The 17117-nt window shown below is 38.5% G+C and carries 12 protein-coding genes; 3 read left to right on the top strand and 9 right to left on the bottom strand.

Features of this window, described 5'->3' with window-relative positions; genetic code table 11:
* The first annotated feature begins 13 nt into the window (after nucleotides 1-13).
* Together rcsF and tsaA are read left to right on the top strand one after the other, a co-directional pair.
* Nucleotides 14-430: an Rcs stress response system protein RcsF gene (rcsF, locus tag H4J75_RS06960; RefSeq protein WP_182214230.1), complete on the top strand. Its 417-nt coding sequence runs from the start codon at nucleotides 14-16 to the stop codon at nucleotides 428-430.
* On the top strand, nucleotides 430-1161 hold the full coding sequence (gene tsaA / locus H4J75_RS06955) for a tRNA (N6-threonylcarbamoyladenosine(37)-N6)-methyltransferase TrmO (protein WP_182221722.1): 732 nt from the start codon (nucleotides 430-432) through the stop codon (nucleotides 1159-1161). The genes rcsF and tsaA overlap by 1 nt, the downstream gene beginning before the upstream one ends.
* Nucleotides 1162-1251: 90 nt before the next feature.
* Here the strand turns inward: tsaA and H4J75_RS06950 are convergent, their stop codons facing one another.
* Nucleotides 1252-1743, bottom strand: a complete 492-nt coding sequence (locus H4J75_RS06950; RefSeq protein WP_182170177.1) for a peptidylprolyl isomerase — start codon at nucleotides 1741-1743, stop codon at nucleotides 1252-1254.
* A 66-nt stretch (nucleotides 1744-1809) separates the two neighbouring features.
* Complete coding sequence (locus H4J75_RS06945; protein ID WP_259366380.1) at nucleotides 1810-2718, bottom strand: DMT family transporter; 909 nt, start codon at nucleotides 2716-2718, stop codon at nucleotides 1810-1812.
* A gap of 130 nt (nucleotides 2719-2848) precedes the next feature.
* On the opposite strand from H4J75_RS06945, the gene H4J75_RS06940 reads away from it, so the two are divergent.
* Nucleotides 2849-3262 (top strand): hypothetical protein, encoded by a 414-nt coding sequence (locus tag H4J75_RS06940; protein WP_182221721.1) that lies wholly within the window; start codon nucleotides 2849-2851, stop codon nucleotides 3260-3262.
* Between the two features lie 40 nt (nucleotides 3263-3302).
* Here the strand turns inward: H4J75_RS06940 and pyrD are convergent, their stop codons facing one another.
* The 7 genes from pyrD to H4J75_RS06905 form a co-directional block, all read right to left on the bottom strand.
* Nucleotides 3303-4313, bottom strand: a complete 1011-nt coding sequence (gene pyrD, locus H4J75_RS06935; protein WP_182221720.1) for a quinone-dependent dihydroorotate dehydrogenase — start codon at nucleotides 4311-4313, stop codon at nucleotides 3303-3305.
* A gap of 135 nt (nucleotides 4314-4448) precedes the next feature.
* Nucleotides 4449-9299 carry an NAD-glutamate dehydrogenase gene (locus H4J75_RS06930; RefSeq protein WP_182221719.1) on the bottom strand — a complete coding sequence of 1617 codons (4851 nt, stop codon included), beginning with the start codon at nucleotides 9297-9299 and terminating at the stop codon, nucleotides 4449-4451.
* 310 nt (nucleotides 9300-9609) lie between these two features.
* Nucleotides 9610-11919, bottom strand: coding sequence for an RND family transporter (locus H4J75_RS06925; protein ID WP_182221718.1), 2310 nt, complete (start codon nucleotides 11917-11919; stop codon nucleotides 9610-9612).
* Between the two features lie 58 nt (nucleotides 11920-11977).
* Entirely contained in the window at nucleotides 11978-12988 is a 1011-nt protein-coding gene (locus H4J75_RS06920) for a YCF48-related protein (RefSeq protein ID WP_182214219.1), read from the bottom strand.
* A 134-nt stretch (nucleotides 12989-13122) separates the two neighbouring features.
* A complete protein-coding gene (locus tag H4J75_RS06915) occupies nucleotides 13123-14499 on the bottom strand; it encodes a DUF1329 domain-containing protein (protein WP_182214217.1) in 1377 nt (458 codons plus the stop codon).
* Between the two features lie 23 nt (nucleotides 14500-14522).
* Nucleotides 14523-16571 (bottom strand): DUF1302 domain-containing protein, encoded by a 2049-nt coding sequence (locus H4J75_RS06910; RefSeq protein ID WP_182214216.1) that lies wholly within the window; start codon nucleotides 16569-16571, stop codon nucleotides 14523-14525.
* Nucleotides 16572-16894: 323 nt separating this feature from the next.
* Nucleotides 16895-17110: a DUF2835 family protein gene (locus H4J75_RS06905; protein WP_182170154.1), complete on the bottom strand. Its 216-nt coding sequence runs from the start codon at nucleotides 17108-17110 to the stop codon at nucleotides 16895-16897.
* Nucleotides 17111-17117 lie beyond the last annotated feature (7 nt).

The raw sequence follows: 17117 nt of genomic DNA, 5'->3' as shown, positions 1-17117 counted from the left end.
CCTAGTGATAAAAATGAAGACAATAAGTAAAACCAACAATAAATTAATACTAATGCTGACGTTAATCGGATTATCAGCATGCTCATCTCAATATACTGTTTCAACAAATTTGGACAAAGAAAATTTTCAAACATACTTTAGCCATGCACAGGTAAAAGTTTTTCAAGATGAAAGTGAATTTCCTGGCCGCTACAAACTTATTGGCTTAGTTGAGGGTGAAGATTGCCAGGCAAAAAGTCATCATGCCTTACCAGATAAAATAGCGGCAAGAACTGAAGCACGTAGACAAGCAGCTCAACAACAAGCGAATGCGATAATTTTTAGTGGTTGTGCGTTGATTGATGACGACCAAGCAAATAAGCAATGTATTGCAACGCTTGTCTGCTATGGTATGTCTTATCAAGTTGAACCGCTTAAAAAGATTAACTAATGACTGTATCACCTGAAAACCAGGTAACCTTCAACTATATTGGTCGCGTTAATTCTCCCTACAAAGAAAAATTCGCTATTCCTCGTCAACCGGGTCTAGTGAGTGCAGCACAAGGCTCAATTTTATTACTTGATGATGCCAATAACCAAGAGTTGCTTCGTGGCATTGAGCAATTTAGCCACCTGTGGGTATTGTTTATATTTCATGGGACGCAGCGCCAAGGTTGGAAACCGCTCGTGAGACCACCTCGCTTGGGAGGAAATAAAAAACTGGGGGTATTAGCCACTCGCTCTACATTCAGACCTAATCCGATTGGTATGTCGGTAGTAAAGTTAGAGGGTATTACGCAAAACAACAAACAAACTGTTATTAATATTTCTGGACTAGACCTGCTTGATCAAACGCCCGTTGTTGATATTAAACCTTATATTCCCTACTCTGATAGTATTGATGGTGCACAGGCCGGCTTTGCACAACAACAACCCTTGCACGCGTTAACCACCAAGTTTTCTCAGCAAGCACAAGATGATATGCAAAAGTATCAACGAGAGTATCCAGAGCTAGCACTGTTTATTGAACAAGTCTTAGCGCAGGACCCTAGGCCCGCTTATAAAAAGCGACAAGACGATGATAAAATCTATGGCATGAAACTCTATAATTTAAATATATGCTGGCAAGCAAATTTAAATAATGAGATGTATGTGCTTTCAATAAATAAAGTTGATGATTAACTTTAAAATACACTCAGCAACTCAATATAAAAAAGGTCAGCAGAGCTGACCTTTAACATTCAAATAAATGACCACTTTAACTAAGAAAATTTAGTGGTGATGACCGCCAGCGCCATGTGCGTGACCATGTTCAATTTCTTCATCTGTAGCAGCACGTACATCAATGACGTCTAAGTCAAAGGTTAATACCATACCAGCAAGGGGTGGGTTAATATCAACAGTGACCATAAACTTACCTGCTTTAACAATAGTCACTTGACGTTGACCTTGCTCGGTTTCAACAGAAGCTGTCATGCCAGCTTGCCATTTAGTGGTCCCTTGACCGTCTTGTAGATGTTTTGCTGGAACACGTTGGATCATATCTTCTTTACGCTCACCGTAAGTATCTTCTGGTTGTAGCGTGACTGAAAATTTGTTGCCTACTTCTTTACCCACTAAGGCATTTTCAACACCGACTAACATATTTTTATAGCCATGAAGATAGGCTAAAGGATCACCCGCGTATGATGATTCAATTTCATTGCCAGCTTCATCTTTTAAGGTGTAGTGAAATTGAACAACGGTTTTATCTGCAATTTTCATTTTTAATCCAATTTAATTAATACAATAATAATTTTCTGCGAGTGTAGCAAAAACAGACGCTAGCCACTATGCCCAGAGTAATAAAATAACCACACTAACAATAATTAATAACATACCTAGGTATTCAATTCGACTAATACGTTCCTTAAAAATTCGGTAAGTTAATAATAAAGTAATAAAAAACTCTACTTGTCCTAGTGCCTTCACATGGGCTGCATTTTGAAAACTAGCGGCAGTAAACCAACCAATTGAACCAATAACGCTGGTTATGCCAACAAATAAACACATACGCCAATGTTTAGCCATTAAGGTAAGTTGCTTTCTATCTTTTAAACTAAGATAAATAATTGATATGACGGACTGTACGCCAACCATAAACAACAAAGTAACAGCGGCACTAACCATTAAATCTGTGTTTAGGGCCAAGCTTGATTCTCTAATTAATAAGGTCGTAATGGCTAAGGCTAAGCCTGAAGATAAGCCAAAACCAGCGCCAGGGTTTTTAAAAATATCAGTAACCGTAAATTTTACTTTTGAGACAATTAACACGCCTATTACACCAATAAAAACAGATAACCACGCTAGCAATGATAAGGAAACTGAAAAGAACAAGGCTCCCACGACAGCAACTTGAATAGCTTCAGTTTTAGCTAAACTTGTCGCTACCGCAAAATTACGATATTTAAAGGCCGCAACCAAACAAAAAGTCCCAATAATCTGCATCAGACAAGCGATAAGCGCGTACATAAGAAAATGACTGTTAAGCACAGGTAAAGTCACTGCTCGCTGTTCGGTAATAAAGAGCAAATATATAAAAGCAAAAGGCAGCGCATAGATATAGCGCACACCTGTCGTCGCCATCGCACTTAAATGTCCCGATAGCTTCTTTTGTCCAGCGGTGCGAATAGCCTGCATAACAGCGGCAAGTAAAGTGAAATAAACCCAGAGGTCTAAAGAGAAGAAAGAAATGTCCAAAATCAATCCTAATGATGAAAACGACCAGCAAAATAATGTTAGGCAAAGGCAATAAAAAGCCTTTTATGCTTTATGTTACTAATTAATATTGATAATGTTTAAATTTGAAATTCAAAGCAACCTTAAAACTATGACAGAACAGCTACCAATCGCTATTATGCCGGGTAACGATTTAATAGAACAGTTTACTCAGATAAAGTCAGTGTGTAATAAGCTTGAAGCACAATTTAATTTTCAAACATTGACCGCAAATTGGTATGGTGATGAAAAAAATATTTTATTAATCAATCTCTATCTAGAAACCCAGCAATTTGTTGATGAAGAGATAACTAAAGATCATCAGGGAGAGATTAGCTATTTTGCTGATGATGTTTTCAGTGTTTACCAAAAAGAACATCAGCAGGTAAAATGTTTTATTGCGATAACGCCAGCTGAGTTAACTCTGTTAGCGCAAGAGAAAAAATTATTACCTCGCTATATTCAAGTAAAACTGCACAAGGTACTGAATTTAATTGCCAGTGAGTTAACGCTACCCCATATATAAACAAGTGTAAGAAATAGCGTTAAACCATTGAACTCGTCAGTTAAAGACTATTCACTATGTCTTTAACCAATTCAGGACCTTGGTATATAAAGCCAGTATAAACTTGTACTAATTTAGCACCCGCCGCTATTTTCTCTTGTGCATCACGGCCACTCGAAATACCGCCAACACCGATTATAGGTAATTTATTATCTAGGGCTATTGCTAATAAACGAATAACCTCGGTACTTTTGTCTTTTACTGGCTCACCACTGAGACCACCCTGTTCTTCTCCATGCTCTAAGCCAATCACACCTTCACGTGAAAGTGTGGTATTAGTGGCAATAACGCCATCAATATTATTGCTGATCAAACACTGGGCAATCGATTCAATCTCTTCTTTGCTTAAATCTGGTGCTATTTTTACGGCTAACGGTACATATTTACTATGCAGTTCGGTCAGTACTTTTTGTTCCGCTTTAAGCGCGGCTAATAGCTCATTTAATGCATCACCATATTGTAATGAACGTAAACCTGGCGTATTTGGTGATGAGATATTTATGGTGATGTAGGTTGCGTAGTTATAAACTTTACGCATACAAATAAGATAATCGTCTTTAGCTTGATCATCTGGGGTATCTTTATTTTTACCAATATTAATACCCAGCACGCCTTTAAAATTTGCTTTACGTACTTGATCAATTAAGTAATCAACGCCTTTGTTATTAAAGCCCATGCGGTTTATAACTGCATTTACTGTCGGTAAACGGAAAATACGCGGTTTTGGGTTACCCGGTTGTGGCTTAGGTGTCACAGTTCCTATCTCAACAAAGCCAAATCCCATGGCATCAAACGCGTTAATGCATTCGCCATTTTTGTCTAATCCAGCCGCTAACCCAACAGGATTAGGAAAGGTAATACCCATGGCTTCGACTGGTTTATCAGTAATGTTTTGTTTATAAAGTAAATTTAATGGTGTTGAACCCGAGGCTTTAAAGCCTTTTATTGTCAGCTCATGAATAGCTTCAGGATCAAACTTGAATAATACTTTACGAATTGCGGAATAAAACATATTGCCTCTGGACGGATAAGTTAACGCGAAAAAACTTTAATCAAAATCGACAACGACCTAAAAAAAATCCCCACTTAGTAGTGAGGATTTTATCAGTTAAATCAATCTCGTTAAAGCTTGATTAATGGCTTTGACTTATTTTGCTGGATCGCAATTTAAACTCAGTAACATTAACTCTCTTAGCGCAACAGAGAACTTTGCAAACTCATGCGTGCGACCAATTCTAAAGTCAGCTAAGATTTGGTTCCAACGTTCAAGTGGTTGAGCATTCGTCTCAATCCAGTTATTAAGTAAGGCTTCGACTTCAGGTTGTTCAACACCACAATCGCAGCGTAAAACGACTTGTGCTAATGAACGTTGCTGCCAATCAAGTTCCTCTCTAAATGAAGCTCTAGCAAGCGCTTGCCAGTGATTAGATACCGGTTGGCTAGTGATTTGATCTAAGAACCAATGCAAGTCTAAACGAACACCTAGCTTGAAGTATAAGTCAGCAACTAATTCAATTGGACGATTATCCGCTATTGAAATATCAGCAATATCCATTACCGGGAATAATGAACTTAACTGTGAAATACGTTTTGCGATTTTCACTGGAACGCCTGTTCCAACTAGATCTGTTTCAACACGTTGTAGTTGTTCAACTTCTGCGGTTACCAATAACTTATCTAAATTGTTGGCTAAATTTTCAAACGTTGGGCGATACATAGCGATTGTTTCAGCAATACCTAACGCTTTATTACGATGGCGTAAGAACCAACGTGTTGCTCGTCGTACCGTACGGCGCATTTGAAATAACATTTCAGTTTGAATAGAAGTCGAAATTTTATTATCTAATTCGGTAATTTCGTTCCAAATGGTTGATAACTCGAAAACTTCACTGGCCATAACATAACAATTGGCGATTTCAGCAACCGTTGCACCTGTTTCTTCATGCATGCGATTAACAAAATTGAAACCCATATCGTTACCAATATCATTGGCTAATTTTGTCGCTATAATTTCAGCACGCAGTGGATGCAGTTGCATTTGTTCTTGATACTTAACCTGTAATTGTGGAGGGAAAGCTTCAAGTAATAAACGATTGTGATAAGGGTTGTCCGTGATACCTGGACAAACCAAATCTTCTTTTAAGACCATTTTACCATAGGCAAGTAGCACTGAAAGTTCTGGGCGAGTTAAGCCTTGACCTTTAGATAAACGCTCAGAGATTTCATCATCCGTTGGAATAAATTCTAAAGCACGATCTAATTTACCCGCTTTTTCTAAGCCATGGATAAAACGCTCTTGCTCTTTTAATTGTTTAACGCCACGCATTGCCGTAATAGACAATGAATGGGTTTGGCGATAACAATCTTCTATAACAATTTTACCGACATCATCAGTCATATCATAAAGTAACTGATTACGTTGTTTAACGGTTAAGTCACCATTTTGTACTAAACTGTTTAATAATATTTTAATGTTGACTTCATTATCAGAACAATCAACACCGCCGGCATTATCAACAGCATCAGTATTAATTCGTCCACCACGTAAACCAAACTCAACACGACCCAGTTGGGTAAAACCTAAGTTACCACCCTCGCCAACAACTTTGGCTTGTAATTCTTTGCCATTGATACGCAATGAGTCGTTCGCTCTGTCGCCAACGTCAAGATGGCTTTCTTTTGAACTTTTAACATACGTGCCGATACCGCCATTCCACAATAAATCCACTTTCATTTTCAAAATGGCTTGCATTAGATCAATCGGTGACATGGTTTGTTTTTGCGTACCGAGCATTCTCTTAATTTGTGGTGTTAACTTGATAGATTTCACATGACGGCTGAAAATCGCACCACCTTCAGAAATTAATTCTTTGTTGTAATCTTCCCAAGTACAGCCCGGCATATTAAATAAACGTTCACGCTCTACATAAGAGCTTGCTGCGTCGGGATTAGGGTCAATAAAAATATGCATATGGTTAAATGCTGCTTGTAAACGGATGTGCTTTGACAACAACATACCATTACCAAATACATCACCCGCCATATCACCAATAGCAATACAGGTGAAATCAGTTGTTTGACAATCAATATCCATTTCGCGGAAATGACGTTTAACAGATTCCCAAGCGCCTTTAGCCGTAATTCCCATCGCTTTATGGTCATAGCCAACACTACCACCAGAAGCGAACGCATCGCCCATCCAGAAGTTATATTCGTCGGAAATCGCATTAGCAGTATCTGAGAAGGTTGCCGTGCCTTTATCGGCAGCAACAACCAAATAAGCGTCATCGTCATCAAGACGAACAACATTCAATGGTGGCACAATTACGCCATCAATAATGTTGTCGGTAAGATCTAACAAACCACGAATGAAGGTACGGTAACATTCTTTACCTGCTTCAAATATTTCTTGTCTAGTACCGCCTACTGGGAGTTGTTTACAAACAAAACCACCTTTAGCGCCAACAGGAACAATAACCGTATTTTTAACTTGTTGAGCTTTTACTAAGCCTAAAACCTCAGTGCGGAAATCTTCTTGTCTGTCTGACCAACGTAAACCACCACGGGCGACTTTGCCACCGCGTAAATGAACACCTTCAAGTTGTGGTGAATAAACAAATATTTCGAATTCAGGAAGCGGTAGTGGTACATCACTTATCTGGCGAGGTAAAATCTTAAATGAAATGTAAGATTTTTGACCTGTTATCGGATGAGGTTGAAAATAGTTAGTACGAATGGTGGCACTGATCATTTCAACAAAACGGCGGATAATACGGTCATCATCTAAGTTAGCGACATTATCGAGAGATTTTTCAATATCAGCACTGACTTTATTCAACGCTTTTTCTGAAATTTTCGTCGTTGGATCAAAGCGGAAAATAAAGAATTTAATCAATAACTCAGCAATATTAGGGTAACGAGCAAAAGTATCTTCGATATAACTTTGGCTAAAGGTACCACCGATTTGACGCTCATATCGTGCATAAGCACGGATAATAGAAACTTCGCGACCACCAAGCTCGGCACCTAAAATTAAACGGTTAAAACCATCATCTTCTAAATCACCCGCCCAAACTTTTGCAAAGGCGTCTTGGAACAAGTTTTGTACTATTTCAAGGGTGAACTTACCTTGTCCGGTCAGTAACATCGAAAAGTCTAAGATCCAACAATGTTCACCCGTTAATGTTTTAACTAAATAAGGGCTTTCACCAATAACACGTAAACCGAAGTTTTCAAGGATAGGTAAAATATCTGACAAGTGGATGGGGTCGCCCGTATGGAACAATTTTAATTTTACGTGACGGCTGTTAGCACTTTCTTCTTGTGGTTGATAAAATAACATTTCCAGTGGGTTTTCTGCTGATAACGACTCAAGTTTTTCAATATCAACGATTGCCGTACCCGGTAACACTTCATCTTTGTAAGATTGTGGAAAACTACAGTATTTACGACTTAATGTTTTACCTTTAGCTTCACCTTTGTGAGAGTTCAGAGATGCTGCGAGTTTATCATCCCAGCTTCTTGCTGCTTCATTTAAGTTCTTTTCAATTTGTTTCACGTTGATATCTGCTTTAGTTGATTTAACACGAACAATATAGTGGGTACGCGCTTGTGCTGATTCAGAAAAGTAAGTGGTAAACTCGACTTCTTGACCGCTACCAAATGCTTCTTTGAGTAACTTTTGAGTATTAACACGTAATTCAGTGTTATAACGTTCTCTGGGTACATAGACCATACAAGAGTAGAAACGATCAAAGGCATCACGGCGAACAAAGAGTCCAGAGTAATCACGCTCTTGCATTTGGAAAATGCCTAAAACATTTTTTAATAATTCATCTGTGCTACTTTGTAATATTTCGTCACGTGGGTAGGTTTCTAAAATATTAATCATCGCTTTATATGCGTGAGTACCACGAGCAAAACCAGAGCTTTCACAAACGGTGGTTACTCTAGACTTTATTAACGGTAAATCTAAGGCACTATTGGTATAATAAGCAGAGCCAAATAAACCAACAAAGCGTTCCTCACCAATAACATTACCTTTAGCATCGAAACGTTTTACGCCAATATAATCTAGGTGGGCAGGACGATGTACGCGTGACCGAGAATTGGTTTTGGTCAAAATTAACGGGTTAACCCCTAAAGCAAGCTCACGAGCAGAACTAGATAATGTTGAAATTAAGCGTTCTACTGTGCCATCAGAGCGCTTCATTAATCCTAAACTTGATTCAACATTGGCCGAGAGTGCCATATCACCTGTTAACGTTTTAACATTGTATGAACGATAGCCTAATAAAGTGAAATTATCGTTTAACATCCACTTTAAGAACTCTAATGCGTCATCATGATCATTGATTGAACAAGGTAATTTTGCTTCGGCTGTTTCGGTGATCACTTCACCAAGACGTGCACGCATTGCTTGCCAATCGTCAACCGTTATCGCAATGTCATTAACCACTGAATGAAGCTCTTTGGTTATTTTATCAAGGACTTTTTGATCGGTTTGACGGTCAACTTCAATAAAGAAAACAGCGACAGCCGTTGCCGATTTTAACGATTTATTAGCGGCTGCCGATAAACGTGTAATTTGATTTTTGTCATCACGAATAATATTAATAGGACTATTTAACATTAAATGCGGTGATAAGCCTAAACGGTTAAGGGCAATTCGCAATGAATCAACAAGAAATGGCATATCGGCGATAATGACTTCGATAATAGTATGACTTGATTTCCAGCCATGCTTAGAAACTTGAGGATTAAAAACTTTAATCACCGGTGCATTATTTTGGTGACCATTTAACGAATTCCACAGACTTAACGTCGCACCGTACATATCACTATCGTTACGATGCTCTAAATCAAGCGTAGAAATATTGCTATAAAGGAGCTCTGCAAACTGCTCAACGAGCGGAGCTGTCTTAGCGGGAACTTTTTGCTGAATTAACTGTGCTACATTCGAGAGTATCACTGAGGGTAAACCGTCTACTAACGCCATGCCGTTTTCCTTTTTGGATAAAACGCTGTTGTACTGAATCATTTCAAAATTGATTATTTAAAACAATTAACAGGGTAATTTGTATAATTTTTTATATAAATATTTATTATTGTCTAAAAGAATAGACTATATATGCGATTTTATTAAGAATTTTAGGCTATTGCGAGGAATATTTTACTATTTATGGTGATTAATTATTTACAGCGGCTTGTCAAAATTACTGAGAGTAATTGTTTATTCACTTGTTATAAATAGAAAATGACCTTTCGGTCATTTTCTTGTTTATTTATGCAGGTTTAACGTATTAACCTTATTTCTTATTAGGCCATAAAAAAGCAGCAATAGCAGGTAGGACCAGTACTGCAGCGATCATATTCACCAAAAACATGAAGGTTAAGAGTATTCCCATATCGACTTGAAATTTCAAATCTGACCAAAACCAGGTTGAAACGCCAATCGCTAAAGTAACACCCGTTATTAAGACTGCACTGCCTCGCTCTTTCAAAGCGAGTAAATAAGCTTCTTGAACTTGGTAACCCTCACGTAATTTTATACTCATCGTTGATAAGATATAAATACCGTAATCAACACCAATACCAACACCTAAAGCAATAACCGGAAGTGTAGAAACCGTTAGGCCAATATCAAGTGCGGTCATTAACCATTGCGCTAACGTTGACACGACATAAAGCGGCACGATAACGACAATCGTGGCACGCACACTTCTAAAGCTAATGAAACACAATAAAGTTACCGCGCCGTAAACGTAAAGCATCATCGGCGTTTGTGCTTCAGCAACAGCTTCATTAGTCGCTGCCATAACACCAACAGGGCCAGAGGCAAGTTTAAACTTAACCTCGTCTGTTTCTAATGCCTGAGTAACAACTTTTACTTTATCAACAACTCGATTAATAGTTTCAGCTTTGTGATCTTCTAAGAAAAGAATCACGGGCATAACGCTACAATCACTGTTCAATAGACCACTTGTTGAAGGTATTCGGGCAATTGATTGCACTAATGTTTGTTGGTTGCGAGATAGAACACGCCATCTAGCATTACCTTCGTTATAACCAGCATTAACAATTTTAGCTACTGACGCTAAACTGATTGCTGATTGCACACCAACCGTATTTTCCATCTGCCATTGAAAGGTATCTATTAAATCCATTGTCTCGTAAAAAGTACATGAATCAGCAGGGCTTTCAACGATCACTGACATATAATCAACACTGATGGCATAACGGTCAGTAATTAAAAAAGTGTCTTGATTATAACGTGATGTCTCATGCAAAGATGGAGCGCCCGCATGAAGCTCTCCTATTTTCATGTCTTGTGAGTAATAGTATCCAGCAGCATATAAAACAGCGGTTATAACAAGTATAACTGTTGCAATTCGCTTGGTAGCAAACGAAGACATTACATCCCAAACAGTGACTTTGTTCTTATCTGCAATTTCAGGCTCAACTTTAGGGACATGAATAAAAGAAACCAATAAAGGGAGTAAAATTAAATTGGTTAAAATAATCATAGCAACACCCAGAGATGCAGTAATAGCCAATTCACGAATAATACCGATATCAATAGAAAGTAACGTTAAGAAACCGACCGTATCAGACAGCAAGGCGATACCGCCTGGTATCAACAACAAGCGAAAGCTCATTTGTGCGGCTTCTTTGGATGTTGCTCCCTTACTAACCAGTTTGGAGACCGAGTTAATCATTTGTACACCATGGCTGACACCAATGGCAAACACTAAAAACGGCACTAGAATCGACATCGGATCGAGTCCAAACCCTAAGGTAGATAACATACCTAACTGCCAAACAACGGCAACCAGCGAACATGCTATCGGTAAAAGGGTTAGAGAAATAGAACGACAAAACCAAAAAACCATCAGCGTGGTAATAACAATCGCAATGGCAAAGAAAGCAACAACGCCTTTAGCGCCCTCAGCAACATCGCCAACCATCTTACTAAAACCAATAATATGGATGCTGATATTATCTTTTTCGAATTTTCCTCTAATTTGTTGCTCAAGTTGCTCAGCAATAACAAGTGTATCTAAGCGTGCCCCTGTTTGTGGGTCTGTATCCATTAAGGACGCTTTAACCATGGCACAACTGTAATCGTCGGCAACAATACTACCAACGATACCTGCTTTCTCAATATTGGCTTTAACAATAGCTAAACCTTGTGAATCAGGCTGAAAATTTGCCGGGATAACCGGACCACCAGCAAAACCGTCTTCAACAATTTCAACAAAACGGGTGCTCGGTGAATATAATGATTTAACTTGAATACGGTCAACACCAGGAATGAAAAATAACTGATCATGAACACCTTTTAGCGCGCCAAAGAAAGATTCATTAAAAATATCTCCTTCTGTGTCACAAACTGAGATAAGCACGTTATTAGCGCCACCAAAGTTTTCTCGATATTCAAGATAGGTTTTCATGTAGGTATGATTAAGGGGAATGTGCTTTTCAAAAGCCGCATCAAGCTTTATTTGGCTCGCTTGAAAAACAAGAAAAATACTGGCTAGTACGAAAGCAACAAGCACCATGACTCTTTTACGGAACATAGTGGCTTCGATAACATTAATAAGGGATTCTATTTTCATTTAATTTACTTCATCTGCTTCAGTGGAATTGGCGGTAAGCGTATTTATCGATTTACTTTTATTTTAACTTAGTCAGTGCAATGACTTTAAGACCAACTTCAGAAACGATGACTAACTGGTTATTAAACCAAACACCGCTAATTAACGCTTTGCCGTCAGCTTGAATATTTAAAGAGAAGCTAGCGCCATCATCGTCACTTTTTAAAATAACACCATTATTTCCTAAGACAAAAATACTACCGTTATCACCGAGCACTATCGAATTTAATAAGGCTTGGGTATTGGAATTAATATGTTGCCAAGGCGTGCCACTTTTTAAACTGCGAAAAATATTACCGCGCAAACCAACAACTAATAAATTTCCTTGTTGAGTGCGAGCAATATCATTAAATGAACCTTGATATATTTTGTCAAACGGCAACCATTTTTCGGCAAAATCATTGCTTTTAGCAATTAAACCTACTTCACCCACCATATAAAGCGTACGACCGTCTTTAAAGATGCTATTGAAGTGAGCAAGTATACTGCCTTGTTCATCTAAATAAGCCTCTTCATCTTGTTCTTTTAATTCTTCTAAGTAAGCGAGGTCTTCAGGGAATAGAAACTCACCATGAAATTCAAATGTCCAATTTTCACCGCCATCACTGGTGCGGTATTGCTGACCGTATGCGCCTATCGCTATGCCTTCATTTTTATCTTTGAAAATAATATCGAGTAAAGGTTTTTGCTTAACGGGTAAGTATTGTTGTACTTGCCAATTTTCGCCGCCATCACTAGAAAACAATATAGTGGCGTCATGTCCAACAGCCCAACCATGAGTAGCATCAATAAAATATACTGCCGTTAGGGTTGAACGAACGGGAACGTTAGCTTGACGCCATGTAATTGCGTCGTTTGAAAGTAAAATATGACCACGTTCACCTACAGCGACAAGCTGCTTATCGTTGATTTTAAAAATATCAAGCATAAGTGATTTACTGGCTAAAGGTGCTTGCATAGCAGGAAGTTGCTGTGAAAAAGCATTAAGGAAGAATAAAGTGCTAAAAAGGAAAGCCAACAGACGTTGCATAAAGAAGAATTCTCATTCGTTAATAATTAAAGTGTTACTTTTATCATATCATCCATGACATTGTTAAAGTTTCTTATCTTTTAAAGTATAACGGCTGACAGTTGTCAGCCGTTATAAATGTTTAAACCTAGCGGTTATCTGCGCCCTTCACGTCTTAATGCAGAAGAAGTAAATGATATATCATCTAACTCAGCTGAAAAGTCATACATTTTAGCTTCATTATCTAAGCCCATTGCTATGTAGCGACGAGACTGTAAATCATGGAACACTTCAAGTGTAGACCATTGTGTAGGAACTTCGTAATAATTCAAACCATGGGCAACACCAACACGATATAACTCGTCACGGTTATCGTAAATATCGGTTACCGCAATTTGCCAGCTATCTTCATCAATAAAGAAAACACGTTTTTTGTAAGTATGGCGTGTATCTGATTTTAAGTTAGCTTCGACAACCCATACACGATGTTTTTCATAACGAACATGTTCTGGGTTAATGTGGCCTGGCATTAAAATATCCGCATATTTTAATGAGTCGCTGTGTAAACGATAATCATTGTAAGGGATCAATAATTCCTGTTTCCCTTTTAATGTCCAGTTGTAACGGTTTGGTGCGCCGTTAAACATGTCGAAATCATCTGTGGTACGTAATCCATCAGACGCTGTACCTGGCGTGTCATAAGCAACATTTGGTGCACGGCGAACACGACGTTGTCCGGTGTTGTATGTCCAAGCTTGGCGTGGTGTTTGTATTTGGTTCATTGTTTCATGAACTAATAATGCGGTACCCGCTAAACGTGCTGGTTCAGTTACTTTTTGCTTAAACTTAAACAAAATATTTGTTTCTTTAAGTTTATCTGCTGAAGCACCTTTAACCCCATATGGGATCATAAGCTGATCGTCAAAACCTAAATAAGTATAATCACCAGAAGCGGTCGGAGCTGCTTGACCCCCTTCTCGTGTTAAAGATTCACCACGATAACGTAAAATGTGATTCCAAATAGCTTCTAAGCCATCTTTTGGTACCGGAAATGGGATACCAACAGCCGCGTTAACAATACCATTACCGCCTTCAACTAATTCTGTACGTCCGGCATTATCAATACTTGCTTGATAAACATGCTCAGGGTAAGAAGCTGAACGTCTTGATTGGTAAACATTCATTTTATAAGTATCAGGATATGTTTCAAATAACTTGACCTGACCCGGCGTTAACATGGCTTTATATTCACCCACGTTAGCGGCAGTGATCGTGTATTTTACTTTGTCGGTAGAAAATGGGTCTATATGGTGATCACCAACGGTATAGCCAGCAGGAACAGAAGTAATACCACCGTTCCATGCAGGAATAGAACCGTCTTTATTGGCCGCACGTACTGCGCCAATTGGTGTTAGTTCTTTACTTAACTTTGCGACCTCAGTCGATGAAACTTTAGCTAAAGTTGCTGTTGACACAATAGCCAAACTTACTGCAACTGAGGCTAATGTTAATTTTTTTAGTGAATTTTTCATAATATTGCTCATTAACTTAGCCCTTATATAGAATATTTAATGCTGAATGAAATGTAATCGCGGTCTGCTATTTGATTGGTTGTACCTACGCCATCCCAAAAACCGTTATAGTTAATGTCTGCTGACCAGCGACTTTGGTAATTAAAGTTAATACCTAAGGCGACAGACTTACGTTTTTCAACAAATAAGAATAATGGATCTGGTGTGGTACCTTTAACATCATGAGAGAAAACCACACGTGGTGAAATGTTAATACCAGCGATAACGTTATTAAAGTCTAACTTAGCAATTGCACGGTAACCCCAAGCAAATGCGTCTGGGAACGGGTTAGTTTCAACACCGTCCTGAACTGCCATTTCTAAACCTTCTTTACCGGCAATGCCACCGTTACGTGCAGTACCTGGACCATTTAATCGTAATACGTCTTGGTCAGGCATGTCTTGCAGGTTAATACCACCCACTTCAACTAATGTTGTTAACTGGCTGGCGCCAAATGAAGGACCCCAAAGATGCGTTAGCGTTGTTTGTGCTTGTAAAGTATCTGATAGAACAAAACCATCAGCATGTTCGCCGCCCTGGAATATTGGCATTTGAGAAATACCATCAAGCTCAGTGCGACCTTGATCATTCGCTAGTTGCTGTGGCATCGCCGCAAACAATAACTCAACATCATCAATTTGCAACGGTTCATCTTGGCGGTAAGTAATTTCACCGGCAACAGAAGTTGTGCCTAAAACGGTGTTAAAGCTCATTGCATAAACTTTAATGTCTTCTACGTAATCAAGTTCTACACGAGAGAAGGCTTTCAAATTTGTATAATTTTCTTCAGTAATAGCGCCTGAAAGTAACATACCAATATCATGACCAATAGCTTCATTACTAAAATCAGCAGTAACACCAGCAAATATTGGGCGACGGCTATGGTAATTCATGTGGTAAAGACTGATTTCGGTGTCGTTGAATTCAGGTAAAAACCATGATAAACGAAGACCATACTGGCCACCATCTTCAGGTTCATTTTCTGCATCAGCTTGACGAAGTGTAACCTTCGTTGGAAAAGCGCCTAAATAAGCTGCGCCGATACTTTCAGCAGGAACAGCGCCAGCAGCAATAGCACCACTAAGGGTATTTAGACCTTCAATAAGATAATCTAAGTCCATATCAGGGTTACTACCAAAGCCTAACTGAACATTATTAAACTGACCACCGTCACCAGCAAAGTCATTAGTTGAGAAGTAGCTACCCGGTGCTGGTAACACTGTTTTTTCCCAGTTGTACTGGTAGAAGGCTTCAATATTGAAATTCTCAGAAACACCAAGTGAACCCCAAATTGCACCGAAAGGAATAAAGGCTTCTTTCAATTCTGAACCAGGAGCACGAAGACGAGCGATATCAACAGGGTTTAACTCACTAATACCGTGAGAGATTAAAGTACTTTCACCCCAGCTGATCACTTGTTGGCCGACACGAACAGAAAGCGGCATGTCACCTACAACGAAATCACCATAAACGAAAGCATCAAGTAATCTTACGTCATTACATATTTGATCACTTGCTTCACCGTCACGACAAGGATCGTTTCTAACCTCTGATAAAGGATTAGTCCACGCTCGGTCGCCGTCACTCATTTCAAAATCATAGAAATACATGCCACGAACGAACAAACCAAAGTTTTCATAACGAACTTCTAGTTCGTGTGAACCTTTGATTATCTGAGAAAAGCTATCACCGGCGTTATAGTTAAGGTTAGCGTTATCACCATTGGTTGAATAACCGCCTTTTCCATTCCATACCGTTGCAGGATCAGGATTTGGATTTAATGATGGATGATAATTACTAAAATCAAAACCATTATTTAAATTGTTTGACTTACCAACATTATCATTCCAGTTGCGATCTTCTACACGCCAACTTTGACCGTAACTAAACGTTGAATCAAAAGTAACGTCGAAGTTGCCTAATGTAAAATTCTCTGCTTGTGCTTGGCTTACTGTCGCTAAACAAACAAGCGCAGCGGTTATACTGGCAGCTAAAGGTTTTTTATAAAACCGATTGCGAGGGCTATATTTCATTTATTCTCTCCCCAGAGCGTGTAGATTATATTTTATTTTTATCATCGCTACTTACTATTTGAAATAAGTGGTCTAAAACAATAATTGCATCATTTTATCAATGGTGCAAGAGGTAAAAACAATTGATAATACCCTGTGTTTTAATGACTTCTAATCAATAAAAAGCGAATCAGACACTAGCGTTTTAAACAAGCGTTTAAAACAAAAAATTCTTCATATAGATTTTAACAAGTAGTTACTTGTATTAAGTGTTACAGCGAAACAGGCCAATAGCCTTCAAACACATCAAATGGTCCGACCACTGTTTAAAGCTAATACTCTAATCATGCCATTTTTGTCACAGATAAAAATTTATTATTTTCAGTTTCTAGACAAAAAAGCCCCTTAATACCTGTAGATAATAAATATTTTCGCATATGCATTGCCGGAAATTGTACCCGCACTCCTTGAGTTGTAGTAACAACCATCTGCTGAGCTTTACCTTCATAATAAGGGAAAAACTCAGCAGTGGTCATATTTATTGAAAAGAAATATTTCATAAAAGAG

The organism is Colwellia sp. BRX10-1 (genome assembly GCF_014077545.1).
Classification (GTDB): Bacteria; Pseudomonadota; Gammaproteobacteria; order Enterobacterales; family Alteromonadaceae; genus Colwellia_A.
Note: the sequence above shows the minus strand (reverse complement) of the source record. Positions and strands in the feature narration are given on the sequence as shown.

What these genes read in the sequence shown, in the direction of transcription:
- rcsF (WP_182214230.1), top strand. Translation starts at nt 14, where the DNA reads ATGAAGACAATAAGTAAAACCAACAATAAATTAATACTAATGCTGACG.
- tsaA (WP_182221722.1), top strand. Translation starts at nt 430, where the DNA reads ATGACTGTATCACCTGAAAACCAGGTAACCTTCAACTATATTGGTCGC.
- H4J75_RS06950 (WP_182170177.1), bottom strand. Translation starts at nt 1,743, where the DNA reads ATGAAAATTGCAGATAAAACCGTTGTTCAATTTCACTACACCTTAAAA.
- H4J75_RS06940 (WP_182221721.1), top strand. Translation starts at nt 2,849, where the DNA reads ATGACAGAACAGCTACCAATCGCTATTATGCCGGGTAACGATTTAATA.
- pyrD (WP_182221720.1), bottom strand. Translation starts at nt 4,313, where the DNA reads ATGTTTTATTCCGCAATTCGTAAAGTATTATTCAAGTTTGATCCTGAA.
- H4J75_RS06930 (WP_182221719.1), bottom strand. Translation starts at nt 9,299, where the DNA reads ATGGCGTTAGTAGACGGTTTACCCTCAGTGATACTCTCGAATGTAGCA.
- H4J75_RS06925 (WP_182221718.1), bottom strand. Translation starts at nt 11,919, where the DNA reads ATGAAAATAGAATCCCTTATTAATGTTATCGAAGCCACTATGTTCCGT.
- H4J75_RS06920 (WP_182214219.1), bottom strand. Translation starts at nt 12,988, where the DNA reads ATGCAACGTCTGTTGGCTTTCCTTTTTAGCACTTTATTCTTCCTTAAT.
- H4J75_RS06915 (WP_182214217.1), bottom strand. Translation starts at nt 14,499, where the DNA reads ATGAAAAATTCACTAAAAAAATTAACATTAGCCTCAGTTGCAGTAAGT.
- H4J75_RS06910 (WP_182214216.1), bottom strand. Translation starts at nt 16,571, where the DNA reads ATGAAATATAGCCCTCGCAATCGGTTTTATAAAAAACCTTTAGCTGCC.
- H4J75_RS06905 (WP_182170154.1), bottom strand. Translation starts at nt 17,110, where the DNA reads ATGAAATATTTCTTTTCAATAAATATGACCACTGCTGAGTTTTTCCCT.